This window comes from Collinsella sp. CLA-ER-H5 (assembly GCF_040092375.1).
Taxonomy (GTDB): Bacteria; Actinomycetota; Coriobacteriia; order Coriobacteriales; family Coriobacteriaceae; genus Collinsella.
In genome coordinates, this window is record NZ_JBBNLR010000005.1 from 25,353 (window position 1) to 51,282 (window position 25,930).

Genomic DNA, 25,930 nt, shown 5'->3' on the forward strand with positions numbered 1-25,930 from the left:
GTCGGCGTAGGAACTTTAGCCTGAGGATACTTAAAAGAAAGTCCAGTTTATCCTTCCCACTCCAATTTGGAATCCTCCAATGCGCCTTCGCACGCTCGCATGACCTCGATACCATGCGAGCGTGCGAACTCGACGAGCTCTGTGTTGCGGGCGTTTATGGTGCCGAAGGCGGCGGGGCACACGATAAGGCGCGCGCAGTGGACGAGGAGCTCTTTGGCGCGGGCTATGGTTTTATCCCCGATCGGCTCGAAGGCGCGCTCGGCCACGCATTCCGCCGCCAGGTCGCGCGCGAGCTCGCAGTCGATGTCCCCTTCGTGCAGAACGCCCGCGTAGAACGCCTTGCCCTGCCGGATGAGCTGGCGAAACACAGCAGACCCCGTACCTGCGCCGGCGATGACGAACGTGTGTGCATCGCCGTGCGGGCGCCCAATTTCCACGCTGCCGAAGCGCTCGTTGAAGGTGCCATGCTGAAGGCCGTAGAGCTCGCCAATCGTCTCGCGCGTGAATATGTCCTCGGGTGCGCCGGCGCGGAAGACCCGGCCGTCCTTCACGCAAATCACCTTGTCGGCGCTTTTCTGCGCGAGCTCGAGTTCGTGGATGGACATGATGACAGCCACATTCCGCGATTTCGCAAGGTGGCGAAGTATTCGCAGCAGGTCGATCTGGTAGCGGATATCGAGATACGACGTGGGCTCGTCGAGCACGAGCACACGCGGATCCTGCGCGATGGCGCGTGCGAGCATGACACGCTGGCGTTGCCCGTCGCTTATCTGCATGAAGTCGCGCTCGGCGAGCTCTTCCACATGTGCGGTTTTCATGGCCTTGTCGACCCGATTATGGTCGTCGGGCGAGAGTGTGCCCATTCGCCCGGTGTAGGGATGCCTTCCCGCCTCTACGATATCGCGGCAGGTGAGGAGCTCGGTCCGGGGGCGATCTGTCAGCATAACGGCAAGGCTCCTTGCGAACTCCGCCGTCTTCCATCGGGAAATCTCCCGCCCGTCGAGCTCGACCTCGCCGGCAAGCGGTGCCAGATGGCGTGTGATGGTTTTCAAGATAGTCGACTTGCCCGAGCCGTTCGGCCCGATGAGCGCCACGACGTCGCCCGCGCGAACCTCCAGGTCGACGCCTTCGACTACGACCTTCTTGTCGTAGCCCGCCGACAGGTCGCTTATGCGGAAAAGCGGCGCTCCGTCAGCCTGCGTTTCGACCGGGGTTTCAAGGTTCGGCTCCGCTCGGAGGAGGCGTTCCGCGCGCAGTTCCGCACGAGCCGAAAGTGCCTTCTGGCGCTTTCGTGCGAGCTCAGGACTGTCTAAGCATGGAATGTCCCCTCCGAGCGTTTTGGGCCGCGGCACGAATTCCCCCATCTACCTCACCCGCTTCTTCAACATGAGCGCGATAACCACCGGCGCGCCGAAGATGGCGGTGACGGCGCTGATGGAAAGCTCGACGGGAGAGAACAGCGTGCGCGCGATCAAATCGCAGCCCGCGCAGAAGATGGCGCCTCCCATGAAGCACGCGGGAATCACGCGGATGGGCTTCGACGACTTCAGCGCCGACTTCACGAGATGTGGAACCGCGATGCCTACGAACGACACCGGACCAGCGAACGCGGTCACGCAGGCGGAGAGCATGCTCGCTAGAAGGACGAGCACCACACGGAAGCGTTCGACGTTCACGCCGACGCTTTTCGCGTAGGCTTCTCCCAGCTGGAAGGCGGAAAGGGGCTTCGATATCGCGAATACGCATGCGCTCACGGTGATCACCGCGACCGCGATGACCGCGACGTCGTCCCAGCTCGAACCCGAGAAGCTACCCAAAGACCAGTTGTGCAGGTTCACGATGGACTGGTCGTCGGCGAAGGCGATGAGGAAGTTCGTCGCCGCCGAGCAGATGTATCCCACCATGACGCCTGCCACGATGAGCATGGCCATTGAACTTATGCGCCGTGCGATGAGGAGCACGAAGCCGATGGTGATAAGCGAGCCCAGAAACGCTGCGGCCACCATGGCCGGCGAGGACATGGCCTGGTTCGCACCCAGAAGTACGATCATCGTAAGCGCGACGACGAACTTTGCGCCCGAGGAGACGCCCAAGATGAACGGGTCGGCGATGGGGTTGTTGAAAAACGTCTGCAGCAGGAACCCGGAGAGCGAAAGTGCCCCGCCGAGAAGCACGGCTGAAAGCACGCGCGGCAGGCGAATCTCCCAGATGACCTGGCTTTCCATGGAATTGGCCGCGCCGCCCGAAAGGATGCCGGGGATGTGGTCTGCGGGCACGAGCACGCTCCCGATGCACAGGTTGGCCCCGACGAGCACGATGAGGGAAACAGCGAGCAGCGCCGTCACGACGCGACACCGCGCGGCGCGCCCCGATTCGTTGTATGCCATGGAAAGTCGGCTTCTCATGGCACTAGCCGAGCTTCCTCAGATAATGGAAGTCGCTCGCGTCATCGCCGGTGAACGCCCCGTGCAGCTCGTCGATAATGTCGGCGGCAGAAGTCATCTGCTGGTACATGTCGGCGCTTGTGACCCAGACGTTGCCGTTCTTCACGGCTTTGAACTGCGACAATAGCGCGTTTTTGCCTACGAAGTCGTCCAAGGTGGCAACCGATTCGTCGATGGTGCCGTTGTAGACGATGATGTCGGCATCCTTCGCCGTCGCGTAGAAGCGCTCCATTTCGAGCGTTACCGACGAACCTGACGTCGACGCCGTCTGTGCGTCATCGAGCGCGTAGCTGCCGCCTGCAAGCTGGATCATCTGCGCCACGTAGTCGCCCGCCCGCCGCGTGACGGCGGCCCCGTTCGAGTTAATGTAGAAATACGCCACGGTTTTACCTGACGACGCGAGCCCCGACGTTTGCTCGACGCGGGCCTTCTGCTCGTTGAACAGGCGCGCGGCCTCGTCTTCCTTGTCGAACAGGACGCCGAAAAGCTTAATCCACTCGACGCGCCCGAGTGCTTCGGGCTCGCTCGACGACTGTTCGGTGAGCACGACGAGCCCGAGCTTCTGCAGTTTTTCCTTCACATCGGGCGTGTGGTTGATCATGGTGTTCTCGATGGCGAGCGTGCAGCCCGAGGCCGATATTCGCTCGTAGTCGGGCGCGCTGTACTTGCCGCCGTAGGCGATCGCCCCACTTTCGAGCGCGCTTTTGAAGCCCGCGACCGAGCAATCGTCGGCCTTCGTGCCCGACATGAGGATATTGTCGTTCGCGTCGAGCGCGTCGACCAGGCACATCGTCGCCGACGACACGAGGTACACCTTGTCGGCGGGGCGCCTTATGACCGCGATGTCGGAGCTCAACCCATCAGGCACCTTCGCATCTTGCGGCACCACGAGGAAGCGCTCCCCGTTCGAAACGCAGATTAGCCGCAGGCCGCCTTCGAACTCGTCGACAGTGAAGTGCTCGGCGTATTCAAGCTGAAGCGCCCCCGTCGGCTCCCAGCCGCAGCCCAAATCGGCGTTGTGGAAGTCGGCCGCGGCGCTTGAAGCCGTTCCCGCAGGGGAGCCGCCGCTTGCTTCGTCGCCCGATTTCTCCTTCATGGTGGATGAATCGAAGCGGAGCGTGTAGTCGATGGTGTGCGGCGTCGACATGGCGACGGTCTCGGCCGACACGGCAATGTCCTCGTCGAGCGTGACGGGTATCTCGAAGGTGGAGTTGCCGCCGTCGTTTACGGGCGCGTAGTCCACGCCGTTGACGGTCATTTTGTCGTAGTTCGAACTCGACCATGTGATGGTCGCGGTGTAGGTGTCGCCATCCTTCACAATTGTGGTGGGTGAGGCGATGCTTGCGCGCCCTGACCCGCCGGAGAGCGAGACGCTCACAGTGTATTCCTGAGAGCCTGCCGTGCCACCGGTCGCGTTCGGGCTCGCACTGCACCCCGCGAAGGGAAGCGCGAGCAGGGCGACGAGAACGCAGGCGATCGCGCGCACCGCGATGCTGCGACGCTTCCTGCTTTCCCCCTTGGGAAGAATCGACCGCATGGCGTTACTTCAGTGCGTCGGCGCGCAGATCGACGCCGGCGGATTCGAACACGAGCGTGCGGTCGTACCACTGCTCTTTTCTAATACTCCACGCGGCGCAGGCGGTGTCCTCGTCGAGCGCTTCAACGGGCACGTCGTAGGTGTACTTGCCTTCCGCGTTTTCCACATAGGGGATGAAGTCGGCCTCGCTCGTGGCGGCAGCCTCGTCGCCCGTGCCCATGAAGAGCTTGCCGTAGCCCGTGCCGGAAAGCGTCATCACGCAGTGCATGGAGCCGTTTTCCACGATGAGCTGGGCGTCCACAATCCTGAACATGTTCGAGCTGGAATCTACGGTGATCGGATAGGTGCCGTCGGCCACCTTGTCGGCGGTGATGGGGGCAGCGCTTGCGTCCTCGGCCGCCTGTTCGGTTTTTTCCTGGGAATCGGCATCGCTTGCCTTTGCGCTGTCGATTGAATTTCCGCCGCAGCCGGCGAGCGAGAACGCGAAAAGCGCCGCCGACAGGGCGAAGGCGAGGGTTTTCTTCAACATGAAGGGGTTCCTTTCAATCGCTTCGACCGCCCGCGCCGTGCGGTGGGCGGGCGGGATGCGAATGCAACGGGCATGCGCCGTCAGTCGGGGAAGGCGCATGCCCGTTGCACGGGGACGCGACCGGCGCCCCCGTGCGCGGCGAGTTTACAGCTTGGCGATGGCGTCGTCCACGTGCGAGACGTAGATGTCGTCGACCGCGACGTTCTGTCCCAGACCCTGGAGCAGGCACGTCACTTCGAAGCCGGCGGCCACGAACTTCGCAGCCCAGCTGTCGGGGTCGGTCTCGTCTGCCATGTCGTTGTTCGCGTGGTCGCCCGCGACCACCATGAACGGCGCGAGCACGGCCTTCTTGTAGCCTGCGGCGCTCGCGGCGGCGATAACATCCTCGCAGGTCGGTTCAGCCTCGACGGTGCCGACGAAGAACTGCGTCAAGCCCTCGTTCTTAAACACTTCCTGCATCTTGGCATAGTCGGCGTTGGAATCGGCTTCGGTGCCGTGGCCCATGAGGCACAGCGCCGTCTTGCCGTCGTCGAAGGACGCCATGTTCTCCTTAATGGCTGCGGCCACCTTCTTGTAGTCGTCGTCGGAGGTGAGCAGCGGGTCGCCGAGCGAGATTTTGTCGAACTTGTCGGCGTACTTGTCGAGCTCGTCTTTCACGTCGGTGTATTCCAGGCCACCCATGAGATGCGTCGGCTGCACGACGATTTCCTTCACGCCGTCTTCCACGCAGCGGTCGAGCGCCTCGGTCATGTTGTCGATCGTGATGCCGTCGCGCTTCTTCAGCTTGTCGATGATGATCTGCGCGGTGAAGGCGCGGCGGATGTCGTAGTCCTGCCAGTACTTCTCGCGGATAGCGTCTTCGATGGCGCCGATGGTGATGTGGCGCGAGTCGTTGTAGCTCGTGCCGAAGCTCGTGACGAGGATGACCGGCTTCACGGCCTTCTCCTTTTCACTCGATTTTTCGGAACTTGCGGAGGTGTTGGAGCAGCCCGCGAGCGCGACTCCGGCGAGCGCGACGGCTCCGGTTGCTGCGGCGCTCATGAAGCCGCGGCGTGACATCTGGTCGGACATGGTTTTTCCTTTCCTCGGTTTGCCGGTCCCCCGGCGACAGTTGCTTGTCGGCACAAGCGAAAGAAAAGCGCACCCCTCGGGGTTCACAAGGAGCTAACGCCACGGCGATGCCGTGAGGAAAAGGCGAAGCAGTCTGGCTTGGGGCGCGAGGCGGTTCGCCCGCGCGTCCTATACAGTAATGTCCCTTGCCCAGGATTCCCACCTGGTTCCCTCCGCAAGCCAGCGCGGGCTGTGCGGGCGCCGCGCCGGTCATTTCCTTTTATCCGATTGTCATATGCTCGTTGCCGAAACTTTTACTATGATAGTGGGCACTTGTGAACGTGTCAAAGCCCAGGGCGGGCGGCATTGCGCCTCCTGCCTGCGTATTTGCGCCCATTGCTGCCGCAGGCGCCGTGTTTTGCCCGCTGCGCGAATGGCGGCGTAAACGGTTGCGATGAGAAACGGGAAGGAAGGCTCGGATGATTCATATCGTTGGCGCAGGCTCGGGCGCCGCCGACCTTATCACGCTGCGCGGGGCGCGCCTTCTGCGCGCGGCCGACGTGGTCGTTTGGGCGGGAAGCCTTGTGAACCCCGAGCTGCTCGCTGAGTGCAAGGAATCCTGCATCGTCTACGACAGCGCGCACATGACCTTGGAGGAAGTGCTCGACGTGATGTGCGCGGCAGATGCGCGGGGCGAGGAAGTGGTGCGCCTGCACACGGGCGACCCGTGCCTGTACGGCGCCATCCAGGAGCAGATGGACGCACTCGACGCGCGCGGCGTGGACTACGAGGTGGTGCCCGGCGTGTCGAGCTTTTGCGGTGCCGCGGCGGCGCTTCGCCAGGAATACACGCTGCCGGGAATCAGCCAGTCGGTCGTGATCACGCGGCTTTCCGGACGCACCCCCATGCCCGCGGGCGAGGGCATGCGCACCATGGCGGAAAGCGGCTCGACTATGGTCATCTTCCTGAGCTTGGGCATGCTCGCCGAGCTTTCCGCCGAGCTTTTGGCCGCGGGCCGCAGCTCCGACGAGCCGGCGGCGCTCGTGTACAAGGCGACCTGGCCTGAGGAGCGCGTGGTGCGATGCACAGTGGGCACGCTCGCCGATGCGGGCGCGCGAGAGGGCATCGACCGCACGGCGCTCGTGGTGGTGGGCCGCGTTCTCGGAGCTCGCGGCGGGCTTGCGCACGACGGCGCGCAAGCGGAGTCCTACGAGCGCAGCAAGCTTTACGACCCTTCGTTTGCCACGGGGTATCGGAAGGCGAGAAGCTAGCGTGGCCTTCGAGCACTACATATATACCGGGACGGCCCGCCTGCGCTGCGGCTATACCACGGGGAGCTGCGCCGCGCTCGCGGCGAAGGCGGCCTGCGAGATGCTCTTGTCACGAAAGCCCGTCGGCTGCGTGTCGATCGTCACCCCCGGCGGGCTGCCTGTCGAGACGGACGTGGTTGACGCATGTATCGGCGAGGGGTGCGCCCAGTGCGCCGTGCGAAAGGACGCAGGCGACGATGCCGATGTGACCGACGGCGTGCTCGTGTACGCGCGCGTGGAACATGCGGGGTCGGGCACGGGCGCTGCGGGCAGCAAGGGCGTGCCCGCGCTCGAATCGGAAGTTTCCGTTGATGGCGGCGTGGGCGTGGGGCGCGTGACGTTGCCCGGGCTCGAGCAGCCGGTGGGGGCGGCCGCCATCAACGCGACGCCGCGCGCGATGATCACTTCGGCGGTGCGCGAGGTGTGCGCCGCGCACGGCTTTTCTGGAAATATTGCTGTGACGATTTCGGTACCCGAGGGTGTTGCCCTTGCCGAAAAGACCTTCAACCCGCACCTGGGGATAGAGGACGGCATCTCCATCCTGGGCACGACGGGCATCGTCGAGCCGCGCAGCCTCGCTGCCTTGCGCGACAGCATCGAGCTCGAGATCCGGCAGCATGCGGCTATGGGGCGGCGCGGAGTCGTGCTCACGCCTGGCAACTACGGCGCGCAGTTCATCTCGAGGCATTTCCACCTAAACGGTGCGCCGGTGGTCTTCATCTCCAACTTCGTGGGCGATGCGATTGATTGCTGCGTTCGCGAGGGATTTACCAATGTTCTTCTTGTGGGACACATCGGCAAGCTGGTGAAGGTCGCGGGCGGCATCATGGACACCCATTCGCGTACCGCCGACTGCCGCGCGGAGATTCTGGCCGCTCACGCGGCCTTGGCCGGCGCGGGCGCGAAGACCGTGCGCGAGATCATGTCGTCGGTCACGACCACGGCGGCGCTCGAGGTAATCGAGGCCGCCGGCGTGGGGGACGCTGCGCGCGCCTCGCTCGCTGCGGCAATCGAGGACAGGTTGCGCCGCCGCGCGGCGGGCGCATGCGACATCGCCGCGGTCGTGTTCGACGCCGAGCGCCGCGAGATTTTCCGCACGTCGGGCGCCGATGCAGTTATCGGGGAATTGGGGGCGACGTATGAGTAAAGGCGTGCTGTACGGGGTGGGCACGGGGCCTGGCGACCCCGAGCTGCTCACGATCAAGGCCGTCCGCACAATCGAATCATGTCCGGTCATCGCCGCACCGCAGACGGCGGACGGGGCCATGGTCGCGCTCGACATCGTGCGCGGCGCCGTCGACCTTACAAGCAAGACGGTGATCCCCGTGCGATTCTCGATGACGCGCGACGCCGAGCGCCGCACGGCCGAGCATGCCTCGCTTGTTCGCGAGCTTGTCGCGCACCTGGATGCGGTCCGCGACGTCGCGCTGCTGAACCTGGGGGACCCGAGCATCTACGCCACCTTCCAGCGCATAGCGCCCGACGTGCGCGCCTGCGGGTTCGAGGCGCGCGCCATTCCCGGCGTGCCGAGCTTCTGCGCGGTCGCCGCAGCGCTCGAGCGCGACCTCACGCCCGAGATGTCGTCGCCTCTGCACATCGTGCCCGGCGGCTACGACGACGTGCGCCGCGCAATCGGCTGGCCGGGGACGAAGGTGGTCATGAAGGCGCGCCGCTCGCTTGCGGACACGAAGCGCATCCTTCGCGAGGAGGGCGCCTTCGACGGTGCCGAGCTCGTAGAGGACTGTGGGCTTCCGGGCGAGCGCGTGTACCGCTCGCTCGACGATGTGCCCGATCGGGGCAGCTACTTCTCGACGATGGTGGTGCGCTAGATGAGGGTTTCCTGCATAGCGTTCACTGAGAGGGGGTATGCGTTGGCGGAGCGCACCGCACACGCGCTTTCCGATTGCGCGCAGACAGGTGAAGATGACCCTGGCTGGGACGTTTCCGTTTCGCGCGGGTTCGGCGAGGGGAAGGTCGACCTGCGCGCATGGACGGCGCTCGCGTGGGAAGCGTCGGACGCGCTTCTGTTCGTGGGCGCGGCGGGCATCGCCGTGCGGGCGATCGCGCCGCATGTCGCCTCGAAGGCAAGCGATTCCGCGGTTGTGGCGATCGACGAGGCGGGGCGCTTTGCCGTCCCGCTTTTGTCGGGGCATTTGGGCGGTGCGAACGAGCTTGCGCAAACTGTGGCACGCGCGGCAGGGGCCATCCCCGTCATCACCACGGCGACCGACGTCCGCGGCGTGTGGGCGGTGGATACGTGGGCGCGCTGTGCGGGGCTCGCCGTTTCGAATCCCGAGGCTATCAAGCGAGTGTCGGCGCGGCTGCTTTCGGGCGGGCGCGTGGCGCTCTATTCCGACATGCCGATTTCGGGACAACCGCCTGAGGGGGTTGACATTGCGTCCGACCGCGCTCGGGCCGATATCGTCGTGTCACCGTTCGCTGGCGCGAATGCAGGTACGTCCGTTCGCGCGGCGGAGACAACGGGCGAGGTCGTGCCCGCCGGTGAGACGGGGAAGCCGGCGGGTGTGCGGGCGCAGACGCCTGCACCCGAGCCGCTTCGCCTTGTCGTGCCCTGCATCGTTGCGGGCATAGGGTGTCGTCGCGGTGCGTGCTCCGAAGCGATCGGGGAGGCGTTTCTTCTCGCGTGCGGGCAGGCGGGTATCTCGCCTTCGGCCGTGCGCGAGGCGGCGACGATCGACGTGAAGGCGCACGAGGAGGGTCTGCTCGCCTTCGCCCGCGCGCGCAAGATTCCGCTTGCGACGTATTCCGCAGAGGAGTTGTCGCAGGTCGAAGGTAGCGTTTCGCCATCTGATTTCGTGCGCGCGACGGTGGGGGTCGATAATGTGTGCGAGCGCGCGGCGCTCGCGGGCGGGGGCAAACTTATCTTCCCGAAGCTCGCTCACGGCGGCGTGACCGTCGCGTTTTCCAAGGTAACTATCGAACTTTCGTTTAAGGAGCGGTGATGGGAAAGCTCTTCGTGGTGGGGATCGGCCCGGGCGGCCCCGACGGCATGACGATTGCGGCTCGGCGCGCGCTCGAGGCGGCCGACATCGTTGTGGGGTATACGAAATACGTGGAGCTCGCGCTCGCCGCCGTGCCCGACGCGGCGCATCTCGCGACGCCGATGATGCACGAGGTCGAACGGTGCCGCCTGGCGCTTTCGCGCGCGCAGTGCGGAGAAGCCGTGGCGCTTGTGTGCAGCGGTGACGCGGGCGTGTACGGCATGGCGAGCCCCGTGCTGGAGCTTGCTGAGAACTACCCCGATGTAGACGTGGAAGTTATCGCCGGGGCCACCGCGGCTCAGAGCGGGTCGGCGGTGCTCGGCGCCCCGCTTGCCCACGACTTCGCGGTCGTGTCGCTCTCCGACCTGCTCACGCCGTGGGAGGTCATCGAGCGCAGGCTCGCCGCCGTGGCGAGCGCCGACTTCTGCATCTGTTTGTACAACCCGCGCAGCAGAAAGCGCGCCGACAGGCTCTCGCGCGCGGCAAAGATTATGCTCGAATGGAAGGCCCCCGACACGCTCTGCGGCTGGGTACGCAACATCGGGCGCGAGGGGCAGCAGTCGGGCATGTGCAGGCTCTCCGAGCTGGGGGAGTTCGACGCCGACATGTTCACCACCGTGTTCGTCGGCAACGCGGACACGAAGCGCGTGGGCGGCCGTATGGTCACGCCGCGCGGGTATCGGGAGATTCCATGCGAAAGGTAACGATCATCGGGGCGGGCCCCGGAAACCCCGACTTGCTCTCGCGCGCGGCGCTCGACGCGATCGACATCGCCGACGTGGTCATCGGCGCTCATCGCGCGCTTGCCGGCATCGACGTGCCGCCCGACGTGGTGAGATGCGAGCTCGTGAAGACGGCGGACATCGTTGCCGAGCTCACCGATGCGGCGTCGTGGCAGCGCGCCGTGGTCGTGATGACGGGCGATGTGGGGCTGTTCAGCGGCGCACGCCGCCTGGTGGAGGCGCTCTCCGGCGACGCGCAGGTGGACGTGCGCGTCATTCCCGGCATAAGCTCAGCGTCGTATCTCGCCGCGCGCCTCGCGCGTCCATGGCAGGATTGGCGCTTCGCGAGCGCTCACGGCGTGGCGTGCGACATCGTGGCCGAGGCCGAGCGCGCAGGTGAGCTCTTCCTCGTCACGTCGGGCGGGGAAGACCCCTCGCGGCTTTCCGGCGAGCTTGTGCAGGCGGGCTTCGGGGACGCGCGCGTGACGGTGGCCGAGTGCCTGTCGTACCCCGACGAGCGCATCACCTGCGCGACCGCAAGTGAAATCGCAGGTCAGACGTTCGACGACTTGAACGTGATGCTTATCGAGTTCGCAGGCGGCGCCGGGTCGCCTGCGGGCTCCCGCTGGCCGTATGCTTCCTCGGGCATTCCCGACGAGCTCTTCATCCGCGGCGACGTTCCCATGACCAAGCAGGAGGTACGCGCCGTCGCGCTCGCGAAGCTGCGCCTTACCGCGACCGACACCGTGTGGGACGTCGGCGCTGGCACGGGGAGCGTGTCGATCGAGGCGGCGCTCGTCGCGCGAGCGGGCTCGGTATGGGCGGTCGAGCGCAACGCGGCCGGCGTGCGGCTCATCCGAGAGAACGCGGATGCATTCGGGTGCGGCAACGTGCATGCGGTCCCCGGTGTCGCCCCCGAAGCGCTCGCGAAACTGCCCGTCCCCGACGCCGTGTTCGTCGGCGGGAGCGCGGGCGAGCTTCCCTCCATCGTGGAGGCGGCGCTCGAGAAGAACTCGCAGGTTCGCCTGTGCGTGCCATGCGTCACCGTTGAGACGTTCACCGAGGCGTGCGCGCTCCTCTCGGGTTCGCGCTTTAAGGGGTTCGAGGCGTGCCAGGTGTCGGCCGCCCGTGCCGAGGCTGTAGGCTCGCACCATCTTATGAAGGCGCAAAACCCCGTGTTCCTCATCAGTGCGCGTGGTGCAGGTGGGGAAGGCGGCGCCCGGTGAGCACGACCATCCCGCGCTTCATGATCGCTGCGCCCTCGAGCGGGAGCGGCAAGACGGTCGTTACGTGCGCGCTCCTGCGCGCGCTCGCGCGCCGCGGCCTCGCATGCGCGGCCTTCAAATGCGGCCCCGACTACATCGACCCGCTCTTTCATCGCCGCGTCGTGGGTGCGCGCTCGGGCAACTTAGACGGCTTCTTCACCGACGCCCCGACGCTGCGCGCCCTGCTCGCACGCGGCGCCGCGGGCGCGGATGTCGCGGTACTCGAGGGGGTTATGGGCTTCTACGACGGCATGGCACCCGGCGTGGCCGACGCGAGTAGCTACCAGGTTGCGCGCGACACGGAAACGCCGGTCGTTTTAGTGGTGAACGGGCGCGGGGCGTCTTTATCGCTCGCCGCCGTAATCCACGGCATCGCCGAGTTCCTGCCTTGTGCGAACGTGCGCGGCGTCGTGCTGAACAAGACGAGCGCCGCTGCCTGCGCCTACGCGGCGCCTGCGATCGAGAAGCACACGGGCGTCGCGGTTTTGGGGAATATCCCCGCCGACGAGGCGTTCTCGCTCGAAAGCCGGCATCTGGGGCTTGTGACCGCCGACGAGGTCGAGCAGCTCTCCGCGCGCATCGACAAGATGGCCGAGCTGGTGGAAAAGAGCGTCGACGTCGACCGCTTGCTCGAAATAGCGGCGACGGCCCCCGATATCCGCGAGGAACCTTACCGGTTGGAGCCGATCGCGGGAGCGCGGCCCATCGTCGGCGTCGCGCGTGACGAGGCGTTCTCGTTCTACTACGAGGAGAACCTGCGCGCGCTCGAGGACCTTGGTTGCGAGCTGGCCTTTTTCAGCCCCCTGTGTGATAGCGAGTTGCCCCGGGGGACAAGCGCCCTCTATCTGGGGGGCGGCTACCCGGAGCTCCATGCGCGGCAGCTCTCCGAGAACGCGCCGATGCGCGAGGCGGTGCGGCGCGCGGTGGAATCCGGCATGCCGACGGTCGCCGAATGCGGTGGGTTTCTGTACCTGCAGCGCGAAATCGTCGATAGCGAGGGGCGGCGCTGGCCTGTTGCGGGCGCCCTTGAGGGCGCAAGCGAGAACGGGGGAAGGCTGTCCCATTTCGGGTACGTGGAGCTCACTTCCCAACGCGACGGGCTCTACGGGCCGTGCGGCACACGCATCCGCGCGCACGAGTTCCACTACTGGCAGTCCACCTGCCCGGGCGGCGACTTCTGGGCGCAGAAGCCCCGGCGCGACAAGGGCTGGCCGTGCATGACGACTATCCCGTCCCTGGTGGCGGGCTTCCCGCATGTGTACTATCCTGCTAACCCCGACGCTGCGCGCGCGTTCGCGTCTGCCGCAGCGTCGTTCGCAGAGAGGAGACGGCATGGCTGAGGCAACCGAAACCGCGCTTGCCTGCATCCGCGAGGAAGTCGGGCGCGCGTTCTCGTCGGCGCCGGGCGCCGTGCTCGAAGCCGCGCTCTCCCGGATCGCGCCCGCAGACGAGTGCGCCCGCGCCGCCGCGTACGCCGCGTGGGACTCCATCGCGCACCCCTTGGGGGGATTGGGCGACTTTGAAGACGCCGTCGCGTGTATCGCCGCAGCTCAGGGGAGCGCCGAGGTTGCCGAGTTTCCCCGTGCGCTCGCGGTATTCTTCTCCGACAACGGGGTCGTTGCCGAAGGCGTGTCGCAAAGCGGACAAGACGTGACGCGAGCCGTCGCGCGCAACATGTGCGAGGGGGCCACGAGTGCCTGCCGCATGGCGGCGTTCGCGGGTGCCGAGGTCGTGCCCGTCGACGTGGGTATGGCCCGGGGCATAGAAGACGCGCGCATGGTGCTCGCGAACGTGCGGCGGGGGAGCGGTAATATCGCGCACGGTTCCGCTATGTCTCGCGATGGGGCCGTGCGCGCGATCGAAGTCGGAATCGCCGTCGCGTGCGGGCTTGCCCGCGCCGGCGTGCGCCTTCTCGCCGCGGGCGAGATGGGCATCGGCAACACGACCACCTCGGCGGCGGTGGCCGCAGTGCTCCTCCGGGCGGACGCACGGAGCCTCGTCGGGCGCGGCGCGGGGCTCTCGGACGCCTCGTTCGCGCGCAAGCGCGACGTGGTCGAGCGCGCTATCGACGCGAACTCTCCCGATCCCGCCGACCCGATCGACGTGCTCTCGAAGGTGGGCGGCTTCGACATCGCGGCGATGTGCGGCTTCTACCTGGGGGCCGCGGCCTCGAAGGCGCCGGCGCTCCTCGACGGGGTCATATCCTGCACGGCGGCCCTGTGCGCGGCGCGCCTGTGCCCTAACGCCTTGGGCTACCTCGTGGGCACCCACGCATCAAGCGAACCCGCAAGCCAGGAGCTCCTTCGCGAGATCGGCATTAAGGCACCCCTCGACGCAGGCATGCACTTGGGCGAGGGCGCGGGCGCCATGGCGTATCTGCCCCTTCTGGATTCGGCGCTGCGCGTGTACCGGGATGGGAAGACGTTCACGGCGACTGGCATGGCTGCTTACGAGCATTTCGAGGCCGGGAAATGACGGTGACGCTCGTCATCGGCGCCGCCGCGAGCGGCAAGAGCGCCTACGCCGAGTCCCTGTGCCTCGGGCACGATGGCCCTCGCGTGTACCTGGCAACGATGGAGCCCTTCGGGGAAGAGGGCGCCCGCCGCATCGCGCGCCATCGGGCGCTGCGCGAGGGCAAGGGGTTTTCCACCCTCGAGCGCACGCGTGACGTGGGCGCCGCAGTGTCCGGGCTTCCGCGCGGCTGCACGCTTCTTTTGGAGGACGTGGGCAACCTGGTTGCAAACGAGCTTTTCGCGGAAGGCGGCTTGTCCCCACGTGACCCCGACGCTGCGGCGCGCGAGGTGCTCGGAGGCATCGAACGGCTCGCTCAGGCCGCTGCGTATACGGTGGTGGTCACCGTCGACGTGTTCGCCGATGGGATGCGCTACGATGAGGGGACCGAGGCATGGAGGCGCGCGCTCGCGCGCGTGAACGCGGGCGTGGCGGCGCTGGCCGACCGCGCAGTCGAAGTGGTATGCGGGATTCCCGTGTGGATGAAAGGCGAAGGACCTACAAGGTGAAGATAGCAGAGGCAATCGGCGCGGCGTTCGGAACGTTCTCGCGCATCCCCGTCCCGAAATCGGCCTGGACCGATTTCGGATCAACCCATGCGCTTGCCGCGTTTCCCCTGGTGGGCCTTGCGGAAGGCTTCCTCATGACGGCGTGGGGGCACGTGGCGAACCTGCTCGGCGTGCCCGCGACCATCGTCGCGGCTGTGCTCGTGGCGCTGCCTGTGGCGGTGACGGGAGGCATTCACCTAGACGGGCTCTGCGACACCTCCGATGCGCTTGCAAGTTGGACCCCGCGCGAGCGAAAGCTCGAGATCATGCACGACCCGCGGGCAGGCGCCTTCGGGGTCATCGGTGTTGTCATGTACCTTATTCTGCAGTTTTCCCTGTTCACCGCGCTGCCGCTTACGGCGGGGGCGTTCCTCGCGCTTCTGTGCTCGCTCGTGTTCTCCCGCGCGCTTTCGGGGCTCGCCGTAGAATGCTGGCCTGCCGCGCGGGCGGACGGCATGGCCGCGGGACTCTCGCCTGCTAAGAAGCGCGCGGCGATCGTCGTGCCGCTTTGCGCTTTCGCTGCGGCTTCGGCTGCAGGGATGGTCGCGTGCGCTCGGGCCGTCGGCGCCCTTATGGCGGTGGCGGGGCTTTTGGCGCTCGCGTGGTACCGTCATGTTGCCCTGTCCCGCTTCGGCGGGGTGACGGGGGATTTGGCCGGATGGTTTCTGCAATGGGCCGAGCTCGCGATGCTTGCCATGCTGGTGGCGGGGGGTATGCTCCTATGATTCTCGTGGTAGGCGGCGCGCATTCGGGGAAGAGGACCTTCGTGCGCGAAAAGCTCGGGTTCGCGGCGGACGATTTCGTCGACGCGGCGCAGCTTGCGGAGGGCGGCGTGCCCGCGGCTTTTGCCGGCCGCGTCGCGTACCATGCTGAGGAACTCGTACGCGCGCTCGACGCTGACCGGGCGCTCGAGCGGCTGATCGGCTTCGACGCAGTGATTCTGTCCTTGGTCGGCTCGGGGGTCGTCCCTATGCATGCGGAAGACGCCCAATGGCGCGAGCGCGCGGGGCGCCTGGGATGCGCGCTCGCTGCGCGCGCCGACGTCGTCGTGCGCATGACGTGCGGGATTCCCCAGGTCATCAAAGGAAACCTTGCCGATGCTCCTCGAGGGACGCAGGGCGCGGGCGCGCCTTTGGAGGTCGTCTTCGTGCGCCATGGTGCCACGGCGGGCACGGAAGACCATCGCTACAGCGGGGCGGGCACCGACGAGCCCCTGTCGAGCGCGGGCGAGCGCGCTTTGCGCGACCTCGCGTGCGATCGTGACGTGTTCCGTGTTATCACGAGCGGCATGGCCCGCACCGACCAGACGGCGCGCATCCTCTTCCCGAACGCGGAGCTTATGGCGTGCCCCGGTCTGCGCGAGATGGATTTCGGTGACTTCGAGGGGCGAAGCGCCGCCGAGCTTAAAGAGGATGTGCGCTACCGCGCCTGGGTAGACTCCTGGTGCGAGACGCGCTGCCCGCATGGCGAGGGCAAGAGCGATTTCACCCGCCGCGTCGTCGCGGCGTTTCGGGAGGCGTGCGAATCGGAGCGCGCCCAGGGGAGTGGGCGCGCCGTCTTCGTCGTTCACGCGGGTACCGTGAAAGCGCTGCTCTCCGAGCTAGCTGTCCCGAAAATGGGATATTTCGACGTGCATACCGAGCCGGGCGGCGCATGGGCCGCCACCTGGGATGGGCGCTGCCTTCGCGACGTTCGCCCCGCTTCGGGGGGCGATGCCCGGTGATGACGATTCTTGCCGCCGCCGCCGGGTTCGCAGCCGACCTTGCCTTCGGCGACCCGCGCTGGCTTCCCCATCCCGTTGTCGCCATGGGGCGCGCGATCACGTGGGCCGAAGGCCGCCTGCGGGGCTCATTCCCGCAAACGTCCGCGGGCACGCGCGCCGCAGGGCTTGTGCTTGCCGTGGCGCTTCCGCTTGCGTGTGGGCTTTTGACCTTGGGAATCCTGCATCTTTGCGGCATGGTTCACCCCGGCTTGCGCTTCGTGGCCGAGGCATGGGCGAGCTATCAGATTCTCGCGGCATGCGAGCTGCGCCGCCAGAGCCTGGCCGTGGCCCGCGCGTTCTCGAAGGGCGGCCTTGTCGCGGCGCGCGAAGCCGTCGGGCTCATCGTAGGACGCGACACGTCTGTTCTCGACGAGCAGGGCGTCGCGCGCGCCGCCGTGGAAACGGTGGCGGAGAACGCGAGCGACGGCGTCATCGCGCCGCTTTTCTACCTTATGATCGGGGGTGCGCCCTTGGGCATGGCGTACAAGGCGGTGAACACGCTCGACAGCATGGTGGGCTACAAAAACGAGCGCTACATCGACTTCGGCTGCGCCTCGGCGCACCTCGACGATGCGGTGAACTGGATTCCCTCGCGCTTATCGGCCCTGCTCATGATCGCCGTGTGCCCGATCGTTGGGCTTGACGCGCGCGGGGCGGCGCGCATCTGGCGCCGCGACAGGCGTCGCCATGCGAGCCCCAACTCGGCGCAGACCGAGTCAGCGTGCGCGGGCGCGCTCGGGCTGCGCCTGGCAGGACCCGCGGTGTATTTCGGCAAGCTCGTTGAGAAACCGACGATAGGCGACGCGTCCCGTGAAATCGAGTGGGGCGACATCGCCCGGGCGACAAGGCTCATGCTCGCCGCGTCCGTATGCGCGCTCGTCGTCTTCGGCGCCGCGCGCGCGGCGGTCGTGCTCGCCGTGGGGGCGATGGCATGAGGGAAGACCACGCCGCGTCCCGGGCTGCCGGGGGAATCCTGCGCGCCCGTGCGCATGGGGGCAGCTCGCAATCGCTCGGCATCGCTTGCGAAGGGGGCGCCTCCGACCTCATCGACTTCTCGGTGAACGTGAATCCGGCAGGCCCCTCGCCGCGCTCCGTCGCCGCAGCTTGCAAGGCGCTTTCTCGAATCGATGCCTACCCCGATAGGGAAAGCCGCGCCCTCGTTCGCGCCCTAGCGCGCGCCCAGGGCATTCCCGAAGATACTATCGTCTGCGGCGCGGGCGCGTCCGACATCATCTGGCGGCTCGCCGCGGCGGTGCGCCCGAAACGCATCGTCGTGTGCGCGCCGACGTTCTCTGAATATGCGGAGGCGGCATCGTACTACGGCGCATGCGTGCAGGAGTTCCCGCTCTCCGAAGCGGACGACTTCGACGTGCCCGCCTCCTTCGCCAGCGCGATCGAGGGGCCGGGAGACGTGGCGTACCTCTGCAATCCGAACAACCCGACGGGGCGCCTCGTCGACCCCCGCGTGATCGATGCCGCGGCTTGCCGCTGCGAGCAGGTGGGCGCGCTGCTCGTCGTGGACGAGTGCTTCCTCGGATTTGCGCCCGACGCCCGCGAAAGGAGCGTGGCCGCACGCGCCGCGTGTTCGCGCCATGTGGCCGTGCTCTCCGCGTTCACCAAGCTCTACGGAATGGCGGGGTTGCGGTTGGGATATCTGATTAGCGGAAACGCCCAACTCATCGAGGGGATTCGCCGGGCGGGGCAGGCGTGGCCCGTCTCCTCGGTCGCCGAGGCCGCGGGCATCGCCGCCCTGGAAGACGTCGAATACGTCTCGCGTACGCGCGATGTATTGGCGGGCGAGCGAGCGTGGCTTTCCCACGAGCTCTCCTCGCTCGGGCTTTCCGTCGTGCCGTCGGATGCGAACTTCCTTTTAGTCCGCACGCCGGCGAAAGACTTCCCCGAGCGGCTGTATAAACAGGGGGTTTTGGTCCGCACGTGCGACTCGTTTTCGGTACTGTCCCGTTTCTGGTGCCGCGTCGCGGTGCGCACGCGCAAGGAGAACGCCCGGCTTGCGATGGCGTTCAGCCGCGCGCTTCGGGCGGAAGGCGCATCGGGCGAAGGCGAACCCGACGAACGGGGCGGCGCTTCTTGCAGTGGCGCTATGGCGGGCGCGGATAGCCGAGGCTCGGCGAAGGAGGTCGATACCCGTGGGTAGGGCGAAGCCCATCATGATCCAGGGCACCATGTCGAACGCGGGGAAGAGCCTGCTTGCGGCGGGGCTGTGCCGTGTGCTTTCGCAGGACGGCCTGCGCGTGGCTCCCTTCAAGAGCCAGAACATGGCGCTCAACAGCGGTGTCACGTCCGACGGCCTCGAGATGGGGCGCGCCCAGATCATGCAGGCCGAGGCGTGCGGCATCGCGCCCGACGTGCGCATGAACCCCATCCTGCTCAAGCCCGAAAGCGACCACCGAAGCCAGCTTATCGTGGCCGGCAAGGCGCAGGGAGCCTTTGCTGCGAGGGACTACTTCGCGCGAAAGAAGGCGCTCATGCCGCAGATTTTGGAGACGTTCGATTCGCTCGCGGAGGAAAACGACGTCATCGTCATTGAGGGCGCCGGCAGCCCCGTCGAAATCAACCTTGCCGAAAACGACATCGTCAACATGGGGCTCGCGCGCGCCGTGTCCTCCCCCGTGCTGCTCGCGGGCGACATCGACCCAGGCGGGGTGTTTGCCCAGCTCTACGGCACGGTCGCGCTCCTTGCGCCCGAGGACCGCGCGCTTTTGCGGGGGCTTGTGGTGAACAAGTTCCGCGGCGATGTGGAAATCCTGCGCCCGGGTTTGGCTCCGCTCGAGAAGATGTGCGGGGTTCCCGTCGTGGGGGTCGTGCCGTATCTTACGCTCGACCTGGACGACGAGGACTCGCTCGCGCCGCGCCTATCTGCCCGCGAGACGCGCGGCGTCATCGACGTCGCCGTCGTGCGCCTTCCGCATCTGTCGAACTTCACCGACTTCGACCCGCTTTCGCGCGTGCCCGGCATGGGCGTGCGCTACGTTTCCTCGACGACCGATCTGGGCCGACCCGACCTGGTGGTGCTCCCTGGCTCGAAGACTACGCTCGACGACGCGCGCTGGCTTGCGGCTAGCGGTATCGGAGCCTGTGTACGCGCGCTTTCGGGCGCGGGCACGCCGGTGCTCGGCATATGCGGAGGCTACCAGCTTTTGGGAGACGAGCTTTCCGACCCGCACGGCAGGGAAGGCACTGGCACCGCGCGCGGGCTCGGGCTCATCCCTGCAAGTACGGTGTTCAAGGAGGAAAAGCGCCTCGCCCAGTCGGAGCTGCGCATCACGGGCGCCCAAGGCGCGTTCTCGGTGTGGAACGGCATGACGGCGCGCGGGTACGAGATTCACGACGGCGAAACGACCGTCTCCTGCGCCCCTGCGGGCACGATTGGCGGCAAACCAGAAGGCGCGGCCTGCGGAAACGTGTTCGGAACCTATCTCCACGGCCTGTTCGACGAACCGGGGGTGGCGCTCGCCCTCGCGCGCTCGCTCGCGCGCATGCGCGGCCTGCCCGAGAGCGTCGTGGGTGCTGCGGGCGCGGTGTCCGCGGCCGATCACCGTGCGCGCGAGTTCGACCGCTTGGCCGACGTCGTGCGCGGGGCGCTCGACATGGAGTATGTCTACCGCATTATCGAGGAGGGCGTATGATCCACGTGTATCATGGCGACGGCAAAGGCAAGACCACGGCGGCGATGGGCCTCGCCCTTCGCATGCTCGCCGCAGGCCGCCGCGTCGTCGTCGTGCAGTTCCTGAAAGACGGAGAAAGCGGGGAGGCGCGCCTGCTCGCCGAGCATTTCGGCGTGCCCGTGTTCGCGGGGAAGGTGTCGGACAAGTTTACCTGGTCAATGACGTCGGAAGAACTTGCCGCGACGTGCGAGCTGCATGATGGGAACCTCGCTTCCGCGCTCGCCGAGCTCGAGGGCGCGCAAGAGGGGCTGCTCGTGCTCGACGAGGCACTCGACGCGCTTTCGAAGGGGCTTGTCGACGAGGCGCTCGTGGACCGCGCGCTCGATATGTCCGCGCGCGGCGTCGAAGTAGCGCTCACCGGGCGCGCGCCTTCCCGCAAGATCGTGGAGAAGGCCGACTACATAACCGAGATGCGGTGCGAGAAACACCCCTACGAGCAGGGGATATGTGCAAGGGAAGGAGTGGAGTACTAGATGGATTCCAAGGAGATGGCGCCCGGCGACATCGAGCGGCGCAGCTTCGAGATCATCACCGAAGAGCTCGGCGGCCGCACGTTCCCGCCGCTCGAAGAGCCCGTCGTGAAGCGCGTCATCCACACCACTGCCGACTTCTCGTACGCCGATTCCCTCGTGTTCACCCATGACGCCGCGCACTGTGCGCTTGACGCACTGCGCGCAGAGGCCACGGTGCTCACCGACACGAACATGGCGCTCGCAGGCATAAGCAAGCCCGCGCTCGCGAAGCTCGGCTGCAAAGCCGTGTGCTACATGGCTGACCCTGATGTCGCCGCGGCTGCGCGCGCCGCGGGCACGACTCGCGCCGTTGCGAGCATGGACAAAGCTTGCGGCATCGAGGGTCCGCTCATCGTGGCCGTCGGTAACGCTCCCACAGCACTTCTGCGCCTCGCCGAGCTCATGGACGCGGGGAAAATCGCGCCCGCGCTCGTCATTGGGGTACCGGTCGGGTTTGTGAACGTGGTCGAGGCGAAAGAGGAGCTACTCGCGCGACGCGTGCCGGCCATCGTCGCGAGGGGTCGCAAGGGCGGCTCGACCGTGGCGGCCGCCATTATGAACGCGCTGCTCTACCAGATCACGCGCCCAGGCGGTCCGAAGTGACGGCGCCCGCATCCGTACCGGCGCTGCGCATCTTTGCCGGCACCACCGAGGGCCGCCTTCTGTGCGAATGGGCGAGCGGGGCGGGCATCCCCGCCCGTGCCTACGCGGCAACCGAGTACGGAGGCGAGCTTTTGGGCGAGCTTCCGGGCATCGAGGTACATGCGGGCAGGCTCGACGAGGCCGACATGGAGCGCGAGCTTTCCGGCGCGCGCATCGTCGTCGACGCCACGCACCCCTTCGCTACGCTCGCAAGCGGCAACATCCGGGCCGCTTCGCTCGCCGTGGGTGCACGATGCCTGCGCCTTGCGCGTCCGGTCGAGGCGCTGCCCAAAGGCGTCGTGTCGGTCGCGTCGATCGCCTGTGCGGCGCGCTTTCTCTCCGAGAACCCGGGTCGCGCGCTTCTCACGACGGGGAGCAAGGAGCTTGCTCCCTACACGCGCGTCGCCGATTTCGCGAAGCGCTTCTTCGTGCGTGTGCTCCCGCTGCCCGGTGCTATAACGAAGTGCATCGACGCGGGGTTTTCACCGTCGCACGTCATTGGCATGCAGGGGCCCTTTACCCGCGAGCTCAACGAGGCGATGCTTCGGCAGGTGGGCGCTCAGTGGCTTGTGACCAAGGACTCGGGAACCGTAGGCGGCACGGCCGAGAAGATCGCCTCCGCGCGCGGCGTGGGAGCGCGCTGTATCGTGGTCACCCGTCCCGCCGAGGGAAGCGGGGCCCTTTCGCTTCGGGAAGTGGAAGACGCGCTCTTACGGGAGTTCGCGCGCTAGGCGCTCGACGCGCCTGCGCGCACTCCCGCCCGCGAGGAGGAGCGCCTCGAGCAAGCTCGAACCGTACAAGACCGTCATCCGCCAAAAGCTCGAGGACGACGCCCGGAACTGGCGTAAGCAGCCCTTCAATAAGTTGCGGTGAAATAGTGTCTTTTTTTGCTGCTAGATAGCATATCCAGTCCCTAATTCACCGCAACTTTTTGGTGGTGGCTTACTGGTAGCGAAGGCACTCCACCGGGTCGAGCTTTGCCGCGCGGCGAGCGGGGTAGAAGCCAAAGATTACGCCGATGCCGACGGAGACGCCGAAGGCCAGCAGTACCGTGGCGATTGAAAAGCTCGGCGTGATTTGCCCGCTGGCACCGAGCTCGCTGAGAACCCCTGATCCTGCGGCAAACATCGCGAGGCCCCATGCCAGCAGATAGCCAATCAGGACACCCAACAGTCCGCCGGTGACGCACAGCGCCGAGGACTCGGCCAAAAACTGCGCGGTGATATCGCGACGACTTGCGCCCAGGGCACGGCGAATGCCGATCTCACGGATGCGCTCAGTCACGTTGGTGAGCATCATATTCATAATGCCGATACCGCCGACAAGCAGCGAGATGCTGGCGACAGCGCCCATGATGAGCGAGAACGCGCCCATAAAGGAGTTGAGTGCATCGATGGCGCTTTTCATGGAGGTCGCCGATACACTGTCGTACTCGTCCTCCTCCTCGATGCCCTTCATCGCGCGCACCTTGGACTCGATGGTTTTGCAGAGCTCATCCATGTCTGTGCCCTCGGCGGCAAGAGCCGTCACGCTGGGGAATGAAGGATTTTCGTCGCCAAACAGGCCTGAGATGGTTTCGCGCGGCATATACAGCGTGAGCGAGCCCATGGAGTCGTTGCCGCCATCAATCACACCTACAATCTGCACCTCGCCGTTGGACACCTTGATGGTTTTCCCCAGCGCATCCTGTTCGTTGCCGTAAAGCTGATCGGCGCCGCCGCGGCTGATGAGCGCCACGCGCGAGCCTGATTGGGACTCGGCCTGGGAATAGGTGCGCCCCGCAACGAGCTTGCTGGCCCCCACGGCGTCGAGCATGTCGCTATCGACACCCTGTGCCATGACGGTATAGCTTTTATCGCCGGTCTTGTACTCGGTATACGCGCTGTCGACAATGCCGATCTGCTCTATCTGCGGCGCCAGTTTTTGAAGCTTCTCGATGTCGGACTCGGTGAGTTCTTGCGACGAATAGATTTGCACCATGCGTGCCGCATTGAGGCCCAGACTGTTGACCAGGCTGTTTTGGATGCCGCCGATGAGCGAAGTCATGGCGATAACCGAGGCGATGCCGATGACAATGCCCAGGATGGTGAGCAGGCTGCGCCCCTTGTTGGCTTCGAGCGAGTGAAGGGCTTCCTGGATGAGATCGCGGGCGCTCATGCCATCTCTCCTTTCGGCGGGTTGGCGGAGGCGGAAATCCTGGGCAGGCTATCCACGGCGCTGCGCAGGGTCCGCGGTGCATGTGGAATATACGCGCCATCGTGAATGCGACCGTCGCGGATGGTCACGGCACGGTCGGCCTCGGCGGCGATGCCGGGGTCGTGTGTGATAAGCACGATGGTTTTGCCGCGCTTCTGGAGCTTATGGAAGGTTTCCATCACAAGCGCTCCGGTAGCGGAGTCCAGGTTTCCCGTCGGCTCGTCGGCCAGAATGATGGGCGGGTCATTGACGAGGGCGCGCGCGATTGCGACGCGCTGCATCTGGCCGCCCGAGAGCTCGGATATGCGGTGGTCCCAGTGGTCGACGGGCAGCGTGACAGCCTGCAGCGCGTGCACGGCGCGCATTTCGCGCTGGCTACGGGGCACATTGGTGTAGGCCAGCGGCAGCATCACATTTTCGATAACCGACAGGCGCGGCAGCAGGTTGAAGCTCTGAAAGACAAAGCCAATGCTCAGGGCGCGAACTTCGGTGAGCTCCTCATCATCGAGCTCGGCCACGTTGAGCCCTTGCAGGTAGTAGTCGCCCGCCGTCGGCTTATCCAGACAGCCTAGGATGTTCATGAGCGTCGACTTGCCCGAGCCCGAGGGGCCGGTGATAGCGACGAATTCGCCGGGATTTACCGCCAGGCTCACGTTGTGCAGGATGTGGGCGCACCCCGCCACGCTCTCAAAGATGCGGTGCACGTTGCGGATGTCGATAACGGGACGCATTACATGCCCTCGTCGGCAGACATACTGCCCGAATCCGCACCGTAGCCGCCGTCAGCCGTTGCGTCCGCTCCGGTGTCCATGACGAGGGTGTCGCCATCGCGCAGCTTGGTAACCGGAACGTTGGGGTTGATCTCGTTGCCCTGGTCGTCGCGCTTAACCTGTGTCTTGCCGACTACGGCTTCGTTGTCGTTTTGCGTCACGACGGTCACCTTCACGCGATGGGTTTGCTTGCCCTCGTCATCGGTTGCGACGTTGACGTAATAGTGTTCGCCGTCTTCGGTCATGAGCGCCATCGTCGGCACCATCACCACGTCGTCGAGCTGCTCGGTCACCACCGAGACCTCGGCCGTCATGCCCGGCTTCAGGCGCGCGTCGGGCGCCTCGATGAGAATGTCGACGTTAAAGGTCACGCTGCCGCCGCCACCGTTGGCGGCGTCGGAGTTTGCCACCGACGCGATAGCCGTGACGGTGCCCTGGCTCACGATATCGGGAAACGCGGGATACGTGACGTTGGCGCTCTGCCCAACGGCGATCTTGGCGATGTCCTTTTCGCCCACCTGCACGGTCACCTTCATCTTAGATAGGTCGGCGATCTGCATGCACTGCTTGCCGCCGCTCGTATCGCTTTCGCCCATGATCATGCCGCCTGTAACCGTGGCGCCCACTTTGGCATTGAGCTCCACGATGTTACCCGAGCTCGGGGCCGTGACCGTGCGACTGGAGGCCTTGGCGTTCGCCTGGTCGAGGTTTGCCTGGGCTGATGCGAGGCTGCGCTGCGCGGCCGATACGGCGTTCGTGTCCACTGATGCGGCGGAGACGCCAGCCGCTGCGGAAGCTCCCTCGACGTCCGTCGTTGGGGTGGCCTGCGCAGCAGCTGCGGCTTTCTGCGCGTTGGCGAGGTCTTCTTGAGCGGCAGCAACTGCACGCTGCGCCTCGGCAACGTTGCGATCGAGCTCGTCGTTTTTAATGGTCATAAGCACGTCGCCCTCGTTGACGGATTGGCCTGCCTGCACGTTGATAGAATCGACCGTGCCGTCGACAGAAGGGGAGACCACTGAGGACGAAATGGGTTTGAGCTGGCCTTTCGCCTCGACCGTTGTGGTAAACGTGCCCTCGGTCACCATGTCGGTCACAGGACCGCTAGCGCCCTGTGGCTGCACATTGATAACAAGGGTTGCAACAATGGCAATGAGCGCGACGGCACCCACGACGCCGGCGGCAATACCGCGACGAATCAGCTTTTTGCGTCGGCGTTCGGCACGCTTTGCCTTGAGCTTGGCATATGCCTCTTCATCGGAAATCTCGGCCGTATCGTTCGCGCGTCCGCTCTGCTTGTCGGCATGTACGTTTGTAATCAGAGGAAACGTTTCGGTGGCACCTTCGGGCGTGCGCTCGGTATCATCTGGGCCCGGGGTGATCGTGGGGACATTCGGCATAGCGTCTCCTTTATAGAAAGAATCTCGATAATTATATGCGCCCACCG

General features: G+C 66.0%; 25 protein-coding genes. 17 read left to right on the top strand and 8 right to left on the bottom strand.

Annotated elements, in window-relative coordinates; genetic code table 11:
* Positions 1-47: 47 nt before the first annotated feature.
* From AAAX31_RS02995 to AAAX31_RS03015, 5 genes are all read right to left on the bottom strand, one after another.
* Positions 48-1,364, bottom strand: coding sequence for an ABC transporter ATP-binding protein (locus AAAX31_RS02995; protein WP_349076117.1), 1,317 nt, complete (start codon positions 1,362-1,364; stop codon positions 48-50).
* Complete coding sequence (locus AAAX31_RS03000; protein ID WP_349076119.1) at positions 1,365-2,405, bottom strand: iron ABC transporter permease; 1,041 nt, start codon at positions 2,403-2,405, stop codon at positions 1,365-1,367.
* 4 nt (positions 2,406-2,409) lie between these two features.
* Positions 2,410-3,981, bottom strand: coding sequence for an ABC transporter substrate-binding protein (locus AAAX31_RS03005; protein WP_349076121.1), 1,572 nt, complete (start codon positions 3,979-3,981; stop codon positions 2,410-2,412).
* A 4-nt stretch (positions 3,982-3,985) separates the two neighbouring features.
* A complete protein-coding gene (locus AAAX31_RS03010; protein WP_349076122.1) occupies positions 3,986-4,510 on the bottom strand; it encodes a hypothetical protein in 525 nt (174 codons plus the stop codon).
* 144 nt (positions 4,511-4,654) lie between these two features.
* Positions 4,655-5,581, bottom strand: coding sequence for a sirohydrochlorin cobaltochelatase (locus tag AAAX31_RS03015; RefSeq protein WP_177720835.1), 927 nt, complete (start codon positions 5,579-5,581; stop codon positions 4,655-4,657).
* A 458-nt stretch (positions 5,582-6,039) separates the two neighbouring features.
* On the opposite strand from AAAX31_RS03015, the gene cobM reads away from it, so the two are divergent.
* From cobM to cobK, 17 genes are read left to right on the top strand one after another with little or no spacing between them, the layout of a single operon-like run.
* Positions 6,040-6,831: a precorrin-4 C(11)-methyltransferase gene (gene cobM, locus AAAX31_RS03020; RefSeq protein ID WP_349076124.1), complete on the top strand. Its 792-nt coding sequence runs from the start codon at positions 6,040-6,042 to the stop codon at positions 6,829-6,831.
* 1 nt (position 6,832) lies between these two features.
* The gene (gene cbiD, locus AAAX31_RS03025; protein ID WP_349076126.1) at positions 6,833-8,017 is read left to right on the top strand and encodes a cobalt-precorrin-5B (C(1))-methyltransferase CbiD; all 1,185 of its coding nucleotides are present in this window, start codon (positions 6,833-6,835) and stop codon (positions 8,015-8,017) included.
* Positions 8,010-8,699 (top strand): precorrin-2 C(20)-methyltransferase, encoded by a 690-nt coding sequence (gene cobI / locus AAAX31_RS03030; RefSeq protein ID WP_117583471.1) that lies wholly within the window; start codon positions 8,010-8,012, stop codon positions 8,697-8,699. The genes cbiD and cobI overlap by 8 nt, the downstream gene beginning before the upstream one ends.
* 42 nt (positions 8,700-8,741) lie before the next feature.
* A complete protein-coding gene (locus tag AAAX31_RS03035; protein WP_349076127.1) occupies positions 8,742-9,833 on the top strand; it encodes a cobalamin biosynthesis protein in 1,092 nt (363 codons plus the stop codon).
* On the top strand, positions 9,833-10,576 hold the full coding sequence (gene cobJ / locus AAAX31_RS03040) for a precorrin-3B C(17)-methyltransferase (RefSeq protein ID WP_349076129.1): 744 nt from the start codon (positions 9,833-9,835) through the stop codon (positions 10,574-10,576). Before AAAX31_RS03035 ends, cobJ begins: the two co-directional genes overlap by 1 nt.
* Complete coding sequence (gene cbiE, locus AAAX31_RS03045; protein ID WP_349076130.1) at positions 10,564-11,820, top strand: precorrin-6y C5,15-methyltransferase (decarboxylating) subunit CbiE; 1,257 nt, start codon at positions 10,564-10,566, stop codon at positions 11,818-11,820. Before cobJ ends, cbiE begins: the two co-directional genes overlap by 13 nt.
* Positions 11,817-13,199 carry a cobyrinate a,c-diamide synthase gene (locus AAAX31_RS03050; protein ID WP_349076131.1) on the top strand — a complete coding sequence of 461 codons (1,383 nt, stop codon included), beginning with the start codon at positions 11,817-11,819 and terminating at the stop codon, positions 13,197-13,199. The genes cbiE and AAAX31_RS03050 overlap by 4 nt, the downstream gene beginning before the upstream one ends.
* Positions 13,192-14,334 carry a nicotinate-nucleotide--dimethylbenzimidazole phosphoribosyltransferase gene (locus AAAX31_RS03055; protein ID WP_349076132.1) on the top strand — a complete coding sequence of 381 codons (1,143 nt, stop codon included), beginning with the start codon at positions 13,192-13,194 and terminating at the stop codon, positions 14,332-14,334. The genes AAAX31_RS03050 and AAAX31_RS03055 overlap by 8 nt, the downstream gene beginning before the upstream one ends.
* On the top strand, positions 14,331-14,879 hold the full coding sequence (locus tag AAAX31_RS03060; RefSeq protein WP_035138231.1) for a bifunctional adenosylcobinamide kinase/adenosylcobinamide-phosphate guanylyltransferase: 549 nt from the start codon (positions 14,331-14,333) through the stop codon (positions 14,877-14,879). Before AAAX31_RS03055 ends, AAAX31_RS03060 begins: the two co-directional genes overlap by 4 nt.
* Complete coding sequence (locus AAAX31_RS03065) at positions 14,834-15,643, top strand: adenosylcobinamide-GDP ribazoletransferase (protein ID WP_233506151.1); 810 nt, start codon at positions 14,834-14,836, stop codon at positions 15,641-15,643. Before AAAX31_RS03060 ends, AAAX31_RS03065 begins: the two co-directional genes overlap by 46 nt.
* A complete protein-coding gene (locus AAAX31_RS03070) occupies positions 15,640-16,641 on the top strand; it encodes a histidine phosphatase family protein (RefSeq protein WP_250787119.1) in 1,002 nt (333 codons plus the stop codon). Before AAAX31_RS03065 ends, AAAX31_RS03070 begins: the two co-directional genes overlap by 4 nt.
* Positions 16,641-17,615: an adenosylcobinamide-phosphate synthase CbiB gene (gene cbiB, locus AAAX31_RS03075; RefSeq protein ID WP_349076178.1), complete on the top strand. Its 975-nt coding sequence runs from the start codon at positions 16,641-16,643 to the stop codon at positions 17,613-17,615. Before AAAX31_RS03070 ends, cbiB begins: the two co-directional genes overlap by 1 nt.
* Positions 17,612-18,835, top strand: a complete 1,224-nt coding sequence (locus AAAX31_RS03080; RefSeq protein ID WP_271738072.1) for a threonine-phosphate decarboxylase — start codon at positions 17,612-17,614, stop codon at positions 18,833-18,835. Before cbiB ends, AAAX31_RS03080 begins: the two co-directional genes overlap by 4 nt.
* Positions 18,828-20,327 (top strand): cobyric acid synthase, encoded by a 1,500-nt coding sequence (locus AAAX31_RS03085; RefSeq protein WP_271738073.1) that lies wholly within the window; start codon positions 18,828-18,830, stop codon positions 20,325-20,327. The genes AAAX31_RS03080 and AAAX31_RS03085 overlap by 8 nt, the downstream gene beginning before the upstream one ends.
* On the top strand, positions 20,324-20,839 hold the full coding sequence (locus AAAX31_RS03090) for a cob(I)yrinic acid a,c-diamide adenosyltransferase (RefSeq protein WP_177720634.1): 516 nt from the start codon (positions 20,324-20,326) through the stop codon (positions 20,837-20,839). Before AAAX31_RS03085 ends, AAAX31_RS03090 begins: the two co-directional genes overlap by 4 nt.
* Positions 20,840-21,481: a precorrin-8X methylmutase gene (locus AAAX31_RS03095; protein WP_271738074.1), complete on the top strand. Its 642-nt coding sequence runs from the start codon at positions 20,840-20,842 to the stop codon at positions 21,479-21,481.
* Entirely contained in the window at positions 21,478-22,251 is a 774-nt protein-coding gene (gene cobK, locus AAAX31_RS03100) for a precorrin-6A reductase (protein WP_271738075.1), read from the top strand. Before AAAX31_RS03095 ends, cobK begins: the two co-directional genes overlap by 4 nt.
* Positions 22,252-22,462: 211 nt before the next feature.
* Here cobK and AAAX31_RS03105 read toward each other — a convergent pair whose 3' ends face one another.
* The 3 genes from AAAX31_RS03105 to AAAX31_RS03115 are packed head-to-tail and all read right to left on the bottom strand — an operon-like array spanning position 22,463 to position 25,883.
* Entirely contained in the window at positions 22,463-23,677 is a 1,215-nt protein-coding gene (locus AAAX31_RS03105) for an ABC transporter permease (protein WP_271738076.1), read from the bottom strand.
* Positions 23,674-24,447, bottom strand: coding sequence for an ABC transporter ATP-binding protein (locus AAAX31_RS03110; protein ID WP_148331374.1), 774 nt, complete (start codon positions 24,445-24,447; stop codon positions 23,674-23,676). Before AAAX31_RS03110 ends, AAAX31_RS03105 begins: the two co-directional genes overlap by 4 nt.
* The gene (locus AAAX31_RS03115) at positions 24,447-25,883 is read right to left on the bottom strand and encodes an efflux RND transporter periplasmic adaptor subunit (protein ID WP_271738077.1); all 1,437 of its coding nucleotides are present in this window, start codon (positions 25,881-25,883) and stop codon (positions 24,447-24,449) included. Before AAAX31_RS03115 ends, AAAX31_RS03110 begins: the two co-directional genes overlap by 1 nt.
* Positions 25,884-25,930 lie beyond the last annotated feature (47 nt).

Coding starts and splice junctions, on each gene's coding strand:
- AAAX31_RS03115 (WP_271738077.1), bottom strand. CDS start 25,883: ATGCCGAATGTCCCCACGATCACCCCGGGCCCAGATGATACCGAGCGC.
- AAAX31_RS03060 (WP_035138231.1), top strand. CDS start 14,331: ATGACGGTGACGCTCGTCATCGGCGCCGCCGCGAGCGGCAAGAGCGCC.
- AAAX31_RS03065 (WP_233506151.1), top strand. CDS start 14,834: ATGCGGGATTCCCGTGTGGATGAAAGGCGAAGGACCTACAAGGTGAAG.
- AAAX31_RS03070 (WP_250787119.1), top strand. CDS start 15,640: ATGATTCTCGTGGTAGGCGGCGCGCATTCGGGGAAGAGGACCTTCGTG.
- AAAX31_RS03095 (WP_271738074.1), top strand. CDS start 20,840: ATGGATTCCAAGGAGATGGCGCCCGGCGACATCGAGCGGCGCAGCTTC.
- AAAX31_RS03000 (WP_349076119.1), bottom strand. CDS start 2,405: ATGAGAAGCCGACTTTCCATGGCATACAACGAATCGGGGCGCGCCGCG.
- AAAX31_RS03110 (WP_148331374.1), bottom strand. CDS start 24,447: ATGCGTCCCGTTATCGACATCCGCAACGTGCACCGCATCTTTGAGAGC.
- AAAX31_RS03080 (WP_271738072.1), top strand. CDS start 17,612: ATGAGGGAAGACCACGCCGCGTCCCGGGCTGCCGGGGGAATCCTGCGC.
- AAAX31_RS02995 (WP_349076117.1), bottom strand. CDS start 1,364: ATGGGGGAATTCGTGCCGCGGCCCAAAACGCTCGGAGGGGACATTCCA.
- cbiE (WP_349076130.1), top strand. CDS start 10,564: ATGCGAAAGGTAACGATCATCGGGGCGGGCCCCGGAAACCCCGACTTG.
- AAAX31_RS03055 (WP_349076132.1), top strand. CDS start 13,192: ATGGCTGAGGCAACCGAAACCGCGCTTGCCTGCATCCGCGAGGAAGTC.
- cobM (WP_349076124.1), top strand. CDS start 6,040: ATGATTCATATCGTTGGCGCAGGCTCGGGCGCCGCCGACCTTATCACG.
- cobI (WP_117583471.1), top strand. CDS start 8,010: ATGAGTAAAGGCGTGCTGTACGGGGTGGGCACGGGGCCTGGCGACCCC.
- cbiB (WP_349076178.1), top strand. CDS start 16,641: ATGACGATTCTTGCCGCCGCCGCCGGGTTCGCAGCCGACCTTGCCTTC.
- AAAX31_RS03090 (WP_177720634.1), top strand. CDS start 20,324: ATGATCCACGTGTATCATGGCGACGGCAAAGGCAAGACCACGGCGGCG.
- AAAX31_RS03015 (WP_177720835.1), bottom strand. CDS start 5,581: ATGTCCGACCAGATGTCACGCCGCGGCTTCATGAGCGCCGCAGCAACC.
- cobJ (WP_349076129.1), top strand. CDS start 9,833: ATGGGAAAGCTCTTCGTGGTGGGGATCGGCCCGGGCGGCCCCGACGGC.
- AAAX31_RS03105 (WP_271738076.1), bottom strand. CDS start 23,677: ATGAGCGCCCGCGATCTCATCCAGGAAGCCCTTCACTCGCTCGAAGCC.
- AAAX31_RS03005 (WP_349076121.1), bottom strand. CDS start 3,981: ATGCGGTCGATTCTTCCCAAGGGGGAAAGCAGGAAGCGTCGCAGCATC.
- AAAX31_RS03010 (WP_349076122.1), bottom strand. CDS start 4,510: ATGTTGAAGAAAACCCTCGCCTTCGCCCTGTCGGCGGCGCTTTTCGCG.